At 65.9% G+C, this 10,908-nt stretch carries 7 protein-coding genes; 2 read left to right on the top strand and 5 right to left on the bottom strand.

The window, feature by feature from the left end; all coding sequences use genetic code 11:
- Nucleotides 1-1,327: asparagine synthase (glutamine-hydrolyzing) (asnB, locus tag MTBSS4_RS18900; protein WP_173984923.1), on the bottom strand; the 1,327-nt coding region annotated here is incomplete at its 3' end.
- Between the two features lie 160 nt (nt 1,328-1,487).
- Here asnB and MTBSS4_RS18895 point away from each other — a divergent pair.
- Together MTBSS4_RS18895 and wecB are read left to right on the top strand one after the other, a co-directional pair.
- Nucleotides 1,488-2,555: an NAD-dependent epimerase/dehydratase family protein gene (locus MTBSS4_RS18895; protein WP_173984922.1), complete on the top strand. Its 1,068-nt coding sequence runs from the start codon at nt 1,488-1,490 to the stop codon at nt 2,553-2,555.
- Nucleotides 2,548-3,579, top strand: coding sequence for a non-hydrolyzing UDP-N-acetylglucosamine 2-epimerase (gene wecB / locus MTBSS4_RS18890; RefSeq protein WP_173984921.1), 1,032 nt, complete (start codon nt 2,548-2,550; stop codon nt 3,577-3,579). Before MTBSS4_RS18895 ends, wecB begins: the two co-directional genes overlap by 8 nt.
- Before the next feature lie 3 nt (nt 3,580-3,582).
- Here wecB and MTBSS4_RS18885 read toward each other — a convergent pair whose 3' ends face one another.
- The 4 genes from MTBSS4_RS18885 to MTBSS4_RS18870 are packed head-to-tail and all read right to left on the bottom strand — an operon-like array spanning nt 3,583 to nt 10,908.
- Nucleotides 3,583-6,852, bottom strand: coding sequence for a tetratricopeptide repeat protein (locus MTBSS4_RS18885; RefSeq protein WP_173984920.1), 3,270 nt, complete (start codon nt 6,850-6,852; stop codon nt 3,583-3,585).
- Nucleotides 6,849-8,294, bottom strand: coding sequence for a radical SAM/SPASM domain-containing protein (locus MTBSS4_RS18880; protein ID WP_173984919.1), 1,446 nt, complete (start codon nt 8,292-8,294; stop codon nt 6,849-6,851). The genes MTBSS4_RS18885 and MTBSS4_RS18880 overlap by 4 nt, the downstream gene beginning before the upstream one ends.
- Nucleotides 8,294-9,766, bottom strand: a complete 1,473-nt coding sequence (locus MTBSS4_RS18875; RefSeq protein WP_173984918.1) for a class I SAM-dependent methyltransferase — start codon at nt 9,764-9,766, stop codon at nt 8,294-8,296. The genes MTBSS4_RS18880 and MTBSS4_RS18875 overlap by 1 nt, the downstream gene beginning before the upstream one ends.
- Nucleotides 9,763-10,908 carry a radical SAM protein gene (locus tag MTBSS4_RS18870; protein ID WP_173984917.1) on the bottom strand — a complete coding sequence of 382 codons (1,146 nt, stop codon included), beginning with the start codon at nt 10,906-10,908 and terminating at the stop codon, nt 9,763-9,765. Before MTBSS4_RS18870 ends, MTBSS4_RS18875 begins: the two co-directional genes overlap by 4 nt.

The following is a 10,908-nucleotide window of genomic DNA, read 5'->3' as shown; positions in this document are numbered from 1 at the left end:
GCGCCTGCCGCAGGCCGGCCAGTTCCGCCGCCAGTCCCGGCGGCATCTCTCCGAACAGAATGGCGATGTCGCGTTCGGGGAATTGCAGCAGCCTCGTCGAATAATAGGCGAGGTCGGGCCGCCACTCCGGATAGGGCAATTCCCCCGCCCGGAAGCGGGCCTGATCGTACAAGGTGGAGAAGTAACGGTCATAGCCGCCGAACATCTCGTCGCCGCCATCTCCCGACAGCGCCACCGTCACCTTGCGGCGGGTCAGCCGGCTGAGAAGATGGGTCGGCAGGCAAGATGAGTCGGAGTTGGGTTCATCCAGCACCGTCCCAATCTCCACGGCGGCGGAACCGATGTCGGGGCTACAGATTTCGTCCTCGTGACGGGTGCCCAGCCAGCGGGCCATGGCGCGGGCGTCCTCGTGCTCGCTGCCGGCTGTTCCTTCGAACCCGATGGAGAAGGTATCCAGCGAGCGGTTGAGGCGTCGCGCCGCCAACGCCACCACCGTCGATGAATCGACCCCGCTCGACAGGAACGCCCCCAGCGGCACGTCGCTGATCATCCGGGTGCGAATGGTTTCCACCAGGATCTCCTCCAGCTCGTCCCCCAGATCGGCCAGCGACCGGCGAGAGGCGCGTTCGGCGGAGGTGCGGAAGCGATAACGCGAGATCTCCTCCGTCGCCCCATCGCCGCCCACGCGGACGACGGCGCCGGGCGGCACCTTGGCCGCGGCCCGGTAGATGGCGCGGGGAGCCCCGATATATTGGAACATGCAATAGGCCGCCATGGCCTCCACCTCGATCCGGTCGTCGAAATCGGGCAGTTCCGAGAGGGGGGCCAATTCCGAGGCAAAGGCGAAGACCGGGCCGGACCGATAGGTGTAAAGCGGCTTCTCGCCAAAGGGGTCGCGGGCCAGAAGCAGGGTCCGCTCCGCCCGTTTCCACCACGCAAAGGCGTACATGCCGTCCAGGTGGCGGACGAAATCGGCGCCATGACGGCGCAGGCCGGCCAGCAGCACCTCGGTGTCGCTGTGCGACGAGAACGTCTCTCCCGCCGCTTCCAGCCGGCGCCGTAATTCCTGGAAGTTGTAGATTTCGCCGTTGAAGGCGATCGCCGAGGCTCCGTCGGAGGCTTCCATGGGCTGATGCCCGGCCACCGAGGTGTCGATGATGGACAGCCGCCGATGGCCCAGAACCAGCCCGCCGGCGGGGTCGGCCCACACGCCGCCGTCATCCGGACCGCGATGAACCATCCGGTCGGTTATGCGGCCGCAAATCCCGGTCAGCCGTTCTCGCGGCCATTCTCCGCTGATATCCAGAATGCCGGCGATGCCGCACATGTCAGGCGGGCCTGGCGGGGTGGCGACGGTGGAAAGTGGTCATTCCGGCTCCGGGGGATCGCGTGCGGCATCGCTGTCATTCGATGGCCGACCTTAACAGTTTCATAAATGCTTTGGCACCTAGGATAGGACCCTCGCTCCCGTTCGGACCCGAACCGCCATGTCGCAAACCCAGACCCTTTCCGGCGCCTCCATCCTGGTGGTCGGAGGAGCGGGATTCGTTGGCGGCGCCTTGTGCCGGCACCTGCTGAAGCTGGCGCCGCGCCGCCTGACCATCGTGGACAACCTGCTGTCGGCAGACATCGCCAATGTGCCGGAGCACGACGTGGTGGAGTTCATTCCAGGGTCCATCGCCGACGACCGCGTGCTGACGCGGCTATCGGCCGATCTGGAATTCGTCTTTCACCTCGCCTGCTACCACGGCAATCAATCCTCCATCCTCGATCCCATCACCGATCATCAGAACAACACCCTGACCACCCTGAAGCTGTTCGAGCGGCTGAAGGACATGCCGGACCTGCGCAAGGTGGTCTATTCCGCCGCCGGCTGCGCCGTGGCCCGCAAGACCTTCGACACCGCCCAGGCCACGGCCGAGGATGCTCCCGTCTCCCTGATTCACGACAGCCCCTATTCCATCTCGAAGCTGGTGGGCGAGATGTACGGCAATTACTACTTTCGCCAGCATGGCCTGCCCTATGTGGCCGCCCGCTTCCAGAACGTCTACGGACCCGGTGAAATCCTGGGGGCCGGACAATGGCGTGGAACCCCGGCAACGGTATGGCGCAACGTCGTTCCCACCTTCATCTGGAAGGCTCTTCACGGCGAGGCGCTGCCGGTGGAAAACGGCGGCATCGCCAGCCGAGACTTCGTCTTCGTCGACGATATCGCCCAGGGCCTGATGGCCTGCGCCACGAACGGCACCCCGGGCGAGGCCTATAACATGGCGTCGGGAGTCGAGACCTCCATCGGGGAACTGGCGGAAACCATCAACCGGCTGGCCGGCAATTCCACTCCCGTCGCCATGGCTCCCGCCCGCCCATGGGATCATTCCGGCAAACGTTTCGGCGATCCGTCCAAGTCCCGCCACCGGCTGGGCTTCGCCGCCTCGGTGACGCTGGAGGACGGATTGGAGCGCACCATCCGCTGGACCCGCGACAACCGGAGCCGGATTCTGGCCGCCATGCGGCGCCACGCCCGCTTCGTGCCCGAGGTCAAGGCCTATGGCTAGGCTTCGCGTCCTCACCGTGGTGGGGGCAAGGCCGCAATTCATCAAGGCCGCGGCCGTCAGCCGCGCCCTTGCCCGGACCGGTTCCTTCCGGGAGAGCATGGTTCATACCGGCCAGCATTTCGATCCGGACATGTCCGACGTGTTCTTCGAGGAACTGGATTTGCCGCCTCCGTCCCATTTCCTTGGCATTCACGGCGGCGGCCATGGCGCGATGACCGGCCGGATGATGGAGGCGCTGGAACCGGTGATGCTGGCCGAGCGTCCGGATTGGGTGCTGGTTTACGGGGATACCAATTCCACCCTGGCCGGCGCCCTGGTGGCGGCCAAGCGGCAAATCCCGATCGCCCATGTGGAGGCCGGGCTGCGCTCGTTCAACCGCGCCATGCCGGAAGAGATCAACCGGGTGCTGACCGATCATGTCTCCACCCTGCTGTTCTGCCCCACCGCCGCCGCCCTGGACAATCTGCGGCGGGAGGGGGTGACGTCCGGCCTGCACGCCGTCGGCGACGTCATGTACGATTCCTGCCTGCATGCCAGGGCGAGGTCGGCAAGGTCGGACATTCTTTGCCGTCTGGGGTTGTCGGAAGGCGGGTACCGGCTGGCGACGGTGCATCGGGCGGAGAACACCCGCGATGCCTCGACGCTGGCCGCCATCGTGGACTATCTGCGGCGGCAACCCGGACCGGTGGTGCTGCCGCTGCATCCCGGCACCCGGGAGAAGGCCGGGGGATGGGGCGTCGACCTTTCGGGCCTGACGGTGATTCCCCCGGTGGGCTATCTGGACATGCACCGGCTGCTGGCGGGGGCGGCCCAGGTAATGACCGATTCCGGCGGCCTGCAAAAGGAGGCCTATTTCCACCGGGTGCCCTGCGTCACCCTGCGCGGCGAGACCGAATGGACCGAGACCATCGCCGCCGGCTGGAACCGCCTGTGGCGCGGTCCGGATTACCTGCCCCGACGCGACATCGACGAGTACGGCGACGGCCGCGCGGCGGATAAGGTGGTCGCGGCGCTGGCGGGGTAGCGGTCAGGCGATATCGAAATTCCAGATTTCCAGGAATTGCTGGGCCCGGATGCGGTCGCACCCGGCAAGCTCGGACACCAGACCGCTTTCCAGGTCCACCACCACCATCACCCCGCGGATGCGGTCCTCGGCGGCGATCAACCGCCCGGAAGCGGACCAGCGGGGATTTTGCAGGCAGTCGCCCTCATGGCCGAAAACCGCCCCCTCTCCCCATGCATCGCGCCGACCCACATGAATCAGCAGGGTTCCCGGCGTCGCGCCGGGGCCATGGGCCGCGACCCGAAGGCCATCGGGTGACAGCCGGGGCGTCGGATTGGCCGCCACCGACCACGGCGACAGAAGGCGAGGTGTCCCCCCCTCCCGCAAGGCGGCCACGGAATATGCCGACAGATCGGCGACATCCGCGGTTTCGAAGACGATCTCGCCATCGGCGGCAAGATCGGGGATGCCGCTGGCCCAGCGCGAGGTATCGTAGTGGATCGGCGTCTCGACGCCCTGCCAATCCACCTTGAACAAGCCGAACGCCTCGTCGTGGCGGCCGCTTTCGAAGACCACCCCGTCGCCGTCGGGCAGAAACGCCGGATAGCAATCCATGCGAGAATTCCGGGTAAGCCGCCGTGGCGCTCCCGTCCCCTCCCAGACATAAATTTCGCTGGTGTCTCCATGATCTATATCCAGCGCCTCGGCGGCGTGCCAGACCAGCCGTGTCCCCGCGCCATCCCAGGCCGGCATGGCGTTGTGGAGCCGTCCCTCGCTCAAGACGGTCAGCCGCCCCGATCCAAGATCGGCGATGACGATCTGGAACGCGGCGCCATCATGCTCGGCAAAGGCGAGCCGGCGACGGTCGGGCGAGAAGCGCGGCGTAATCTGGTCCCCGCCGAACGCCGAGCCGACGGGGCGCATTCCAGCGCCGTCGACCATCATGATGATGGCGCGGCCATCCCGAAACACCGAGACCGCCATGCGGGCATCGTGCCGCGCCAGAATCTCCCCACCGTTCCGGGGGCGGTCGGACGGCATGCGGATCAGGGGAACGCCCTGGGAATAATGGAGCCAGATGTCGGTCAAGGCCCGCTCCAGGCCCGCCATCATGCCACCCATGGCGTGCCGGGTCAGATCCTCCATCCGGCGGCGCAGCCGGGGACGCAGGCGCGCCAGTTCGTCCGGATCGCCCGCCAGCTTGCGGGCAATGCTGACGTAATCCGATGCGGATCGGGCGACCCATCCACTTCCGCCGACGGAGTCCAGCAGGCCGCGGCTGCTTCCCGACGCGGCTCCGTCCCCCTCCATGCAGATGACGGGAACCCCCATCCAGAGAGTGAAGGTGGTGGTGGTGCCGCCGGAATAGGGAAAGGAATCGAGGGCGATATCGACCGACGACACCAGATCCAGGAAGGCCCGGAGCGGCCGTTGGCCGGTAACCTCGATCCGCCCGGGGTCGATCCCGGCATCGCGGAACAAGGACCGGATATCATCCCTGATCGCCGGGCGATCGCCCCCGGGAACCACCATCAGAAGAGTGGAATCCGGCACGGCCCGGAGAACCGCCCCCCAGGTGGTGATCACCTGATCGTTCAGCTTGGCCGGCTTGTTGAACGACCCGAACCGGATGCGGTGGGAACCGAGGGACGGCGGGGAACGCAGGCCGGGGCAATCCACGGGCGGGCGGAAACTGGATTGCGCCGGCAGGCGCAGCAGGGTCTCGGTGTAGAACTCGTCATTGCGGCCGGGAGGATCGCTGCCCAGGTCGGTGATGCGGTAATCGATGCGGGTCAGCCCGGTGGTGTCGGGATAGCCCAGCCACGTGACCTGCACCGGCGCGGGCTTGCGAACGAAGACCGGCAAGCCGTTGCGGGCGCTGTGCCCGGCGAGATCGATCAGAATGTCGATTTCGTCGGCGCGGACCTGGGCGGCGGCCACATCGGCGGAAACGCCGGCGATGTTGCGCCAATGCGCCGCCTTGGCTTTCAGGCGCTCGGTCACCTCGTCCACGACGTTGTCGGTGTGATAGCAATAAATCTCGAAACGCCCGGTATCGTGGCGCTCCAGGATGGGCTCGAAGAACAGCGAAACCGCATGTTCCCGGAAATCGGGCGAAACGTAGCCGATGCGGAGACGGTCGTGCCGGCGGTCCAGGGCCGCCGGCGGCAAGGGAGCGGCCAGACGTTCCTGAATCTCGCCGTAGCGGCGGTGCTCCTCGAACAGGGACCGGGGGTCGAGCCCGTCCGAATGGCGGAGCAGGAACAGAAGATTGCTGTGGATGGCGGGGTCTTCGGGCGCCAGGTCATGGGCTCGCCGCAAGCACGCCAGCGCCTCGGCGTTGCGGCAGCGGTCCCCATGGACGGCTCCGAGATTGCTGTGAGCCTGGGCCAGGGATGGGTCGAGGTCGATGGCCCGCCGCAATGCGGCTTCCGCTTCGTCCAGATGATTGCGGGCGATTCCCACCACGCCAAGGCAATTCCATGCCCAGGCATTGTCCGGCGCCAGGGCGACCGCCCGCCGCAGCAGGGTCTCCGCCTGCTCGCGCCGCCGCAGGACATTGAGCGCCAGCGCCAGATTGCACGCCGTCTTCGGATCGTCGCCGTCAAGCCTCAGAGCCTCCTCGAAGGCGGCCACCGCCTCCTCCGCCAGCCCCATGGAGGTCAGCAGGTTGCCGAGATTGTTCGCGGCGGCGCTGCCGCCGCCCGGCAGGCGGACCGCGCGCTCGTAGCACTCGCGGGCGTCGGCCAGACGCCCCTGCCGCTGGCGCACGTCGCCCAGATTGATCAGCAGACCGCCCTGATCGTCAAAGCAGGGCAAGGCCGCCGTGAACGCCTCGGCGGCTTTCTCCAGTTCACCCCGCCCTGCCAGGATGTTGCCGAGATTGAACCAGGCCGCGCCATGATCCGGCCGGTGGGCGAGAAGGGCGCGGAACCGCGCGGCCGCGGCCTCGTCGCGGCCAAGCCGCCGGAGGGTCCAGGCCAGGTTGAAGGCGGCGCCGGCATGGTCCGGCCGTCGCTTCAGCTCCTGGTCGAACGCCGCCGCCGCCTCCTCCAGCAGGCCGCATCCCAGCCGGGCGATTCCCAACTCGAACCAGACGTCCGGCAAATCCGGCCAGTTCCCGGCAACTTGTCCGAAATGCGCCGCCGCCAGGGCGGCGTCGCCCTGATGCAGGACCAACCGTCCCAGCATTCGGCGGAATTCCGGATCATTCGATGCGTCAAGCCCGGCCTCCAGGGCGGTTCTCGCCTCGACCAGCCGCCCGGCCTGGATTAATTCGATGATGTCGTTCATCCCGCCGTCGCATGGATATGATTGGTCGAGCCGCGGCTATATTGCCGGATATCGTCGCCATCGGCCACGAAGGTGTTGATCATGCCTGTCCAGCAGTTGAATTCCCCGCAATAGCCCGGCCGGACCCCGGTCAGCTGCTGCTCGCGCAGCATCCGCATGGCTTCGCAGCGCCAGAGATCGGGGCCGGACATTTCGAACAGGCTGTCCTTGATTCCCAGGGTCTTGGCCATGGCGCCGCAGCTGACGAGACGGCCCTGATCGGTCAGATACAAGCCCTGCCACAGGGACCAGCACGGCATCCGGCTGGCCGGCCCCCACTCGACCTGATCGAAATGCGGCCGGTTGTGGTCGAAGATGGCGTATTGGGTCGAGAACTGGACATTGAAGCCGCGCTCGCCCCAATACCGGCGGTAGGCGTCACGCTCGCCCTCGTTCTCCGGGCCGACCACGAAGTTGATGGTGGCGGCGAAGCTGCCTCGCCGATTCTGGACGGCATCGCGATAGGCAAGGATGTTGCGCTCCACCTCCGTCAGGTCCCCCCCGGCCTGGAGATGGCGGTACTTGACCGGGTCCAGGGTGTCGACGCTGAATGCCACGCCGTCCAGCCCCGCGTCCAGCAGGCGTCCGCTCATCTCCGGCGTCAGCAGGGAGCCGTTGGTGGTGAAGCCGCAGGCATAGCCGGCGTCCTTGATCATGCGGACGATGTCGACGATGCGCGGATGCATCAGCGGCTCGCCGGTGATGGTGGGGTAGACCCCTCTCAATCGCCTGAAATCCTTGAACTTCTCCAAGATCATGGCAAAGCGGTCCAGGGACATCTCGCCCGGGTATTCCCGTTTGCGGGGCAGGGCCGACGAGTGGTACGGACACTTCACGCAGGTGTAATTGCACTGCCCGAACATATTCACCGAGGCGTTGCGCGGCGAATCGAACAGGGTCTCGAAGTGATCCACGTAGTAGAAGCGCCTGAGATCCAGGGAGAACCAGTGGCGGCCGCTCCCCGGCGTCCCGCACAGATTGAGGTAGCCGGGCGGCATCACCTTGACCCGTTGCCCCCGGATTCGGCTCAGGGCCGAGGGGGTGAGGCGTTCGAGAAAGTAGCCGGACAGACCGCATTCCTCACCGGTGGACAGCACATGGTCGAACCTGTCGAGGGGGAATTGGGCGGCGATTTCGGATGCCAGCCGGGAATGCAGGGGGTAATCCGGCGAGCGGACCCGCAGGATCACCGGCCAGTCCTCGGCCACTCCATCGAGAAACTCGAACAGGTCGCCCCATTGCCCCAGGGTCGGGCATTCGATCCCGTGGGCTTGGCGGGCCTTGAAGCGGTCTCCCTGGACTCCGGCGACGATCCAGGCGTCGCAGCCGAACAGGGCCGCGACCTCGGCCGGGGAGTTGGGCGAATCGGCCGCCTGATTCTCGATCAGTAGAATTGCACCCATCACACACACCCTCCAACCCCTTGCATCGATGCGGCAGCCTTGCTCAAGTCATCCCCAAGACCGGCAATGTCAGGGATGGCGTCGCCCCGGGCCGCGGCCATCCAGCATCCTGGATCGTCGCCAAGGCTCACCGCCGCCCGCGACGACCGCACGAAGTCGGTCACCGCCTCGACCCAGTGTTCCGGCGTCGACGTCGCGTCGACGAGACGGACGGCCACCACGATATCGGGCATCCGTCCGGCCCCCTCGATCCAGTTCAACGCCTCGGCCATGGAGGGCAAATGACCGGGCCGCTCCGGCCCGGGCGCCATGGCGGTGAAGAAACCGCGGCCATTCTCGTTGTCCCTGAACAGATAGACCTCGGCGTCCATCGCCAGGCGCGACGCCAACGACAAGGCCGCCCCGCCATCGGCGTAGCTGGCGCAGAAGGCGGCAAAGACCCAGCGCGAGCGGACCTCGGCCGGCGGCAAGGTGTGACTGGGCATCTCGAATTCAAGGTTTCGCCGGAATCGTCTCGCCACCCCCAGGCCAACCGACGCCAGCAGCCTCGGCAGGCGCCGCTCCGACAGGGACATCTCGTACAGCCGTCGCCGCCAGGGATCGCCCCGGGACCACTCGCGGGTATACCGGGCGACGAAGCGGCGCATGGCGGCGGCATGCCCGGCCAGGGGCGCGCGATCCAACGCGCGCGTTTCCCCCACCTTCCGGAAGATGCCGGTGGTGTAGGGATAGTGGTAGCCTTTCCAGGTCACATGCCCGGCGTCATCCATCGCCTCCACCGCGTATCCGCTCATGGACGCCAATGCGGTCAACGTCTCCGGCGTGAAGGTGACGGTGTGGTCGAGAAAGAAGTTCTGCCAGTAGAAGCCGTGGGGGATGCGGGCGTTGTTGGTCACGACCAGCATCATCCCGTCATCGGCGGTGATCCGGTTGATCTCCGCCAGGGACGCGACGGGGTCGGCCAGGTGCTCGATCACGTTGTCCATGATGACCAGATCGAAAGCCGCGTCGGCGAAGCGCAGGGACTCGAACATCCCGATGCGGATATCCAGGCCCCAGCGCCTGATCCCGAATTGCGCCAGGGAGGCTTCGGGATTCACCCCCGTCAGCACGAGGTCAAAGCCGGATTCGTCGCGAAGAACCGCCAGCAGCGCCCCGAAACTGCATCCGATATCGAGCACCCGCATGCCATTCCGGAGAAAGGGGCGCAGATGGGCCAGCCGAAGCCGGCCGATGGCCCTGATATGCTCCTCGAACGATAGGGGAATCGCCGCGATGGCGGGCTGGGTCGCGTCCATGTAGCGGGCGTAATAGGCCGCCAATTCGGTGTCGTCGGGCCGGGGCGATTGAAAGATCAGGCCGCATTCCCGGCACAGGCGGTTGCTGACCCGTATCCGCCCGGGGGCGCCAAAGCCGTAATATGGTTCGGACCCGGAACTCCCGCAGAGTGGACAGGCACCTACCCGGATCATCGGCCGTCATCCGCCTTGTCGTCCTCGCCGCGGCGCATCCAGGGAACGCCGCGATCCAGATTGTAGATGGAGGTCCAGTAGCCGTTTCGGTCGATGGCGCGGTTTCCCTCGGTGACCCGAGGCCATTGGAACTGGCATCGCCACCGGTCGCAGGTTTCGCAGAAGGTGTCGGTGTGGTCGCCGGAAATCAGCATCCGGCGAAACCGACTGATGGGCTCGTCCCTCCAGATTTCGGCCAGCGGCTTTTCATAGACGTTGCCAAGAATGGCGTTCGCCGTATTGGCGCGGGTTATGTAGATGCTGCAAGGGACGACATCGCCGTTGTGGCAGATCCCCAGGGTTTGCCAGGGCACGACGCAGATGGGGCGGCGCCGGATCTTCATCTGGGTCATTTCCTCCGAGAGGATTCCGCCGTTCTTGTCGTTGACCTCGCCCAGGGAGACGAAATTGACCCGGTCGATCCAGTGATCGACAAAGGCCTTCCGCTCCTCGGGGGTCTGTCCCAGATTGCAAAGCGATACCCCGACGCTGATGGGGGCGCCGGCCTTGTCGTTGGCGGCCAGGAAATATTCCACATTGGCCACCACCTTGTCGTAATCCGCTCCAAGACGGATTTTATTGAACCAGTCGCGATTGCCGTCGATGCTGAAGAAGATGCTTCCCTTGTAGAATGAGACGATCTCGTCTGCGAATTTCTTCGTGAACAAGGTTCCGTTGGTGTTGAAGTAGCTCTTTACCCCTTTTCCCTGAGCCAGCGTCAGGTAGTCCATGAAGTTCTTGTTCATCAATGGCTCGCCGTCATAGTTCATCAGGACGGCGGCATTGTTGGCCGCCGCCTCCGTCAGAACCCTGTCGGCGGTCTCCAGCCCCATGAACCCGCGATCCCGGGTGTAATGGGCAACGCCGAAGCGGTAATTGCAGTGGGTGCAGCGGATGTTGCACACATTGGTCACCTCCAGCGCGATATAGCTGGGGAAGGGGTCCAGCTTGCCATGCAGGACCTGATCCTGGTCGAGCTTGCTGATGGTCGGGTGGGGAAGCTCCGCCCCCGAGCCGAAGGTGCGGTCGATGGCCGGTTCATGGACCCATGGGCCGGAGGTTTCGTAGACCGGCCCTGGCTTGGTCTTGCTGTCGTCGCTCAT

The organism is Magnetospirillum sp. SS-4 (assembly GCF_902729425.1).
Classification (GTDB): Bacteria; Pseudomonadota; Alphaproteobacteria; order Rhodospirillales; family Magnetospirillaceae; genus Phaeospirillum.
Note: the sequence above shows the minus strand (reverse complement) of the source record. Positions and strands in the feature narration are given on the sequence as shown.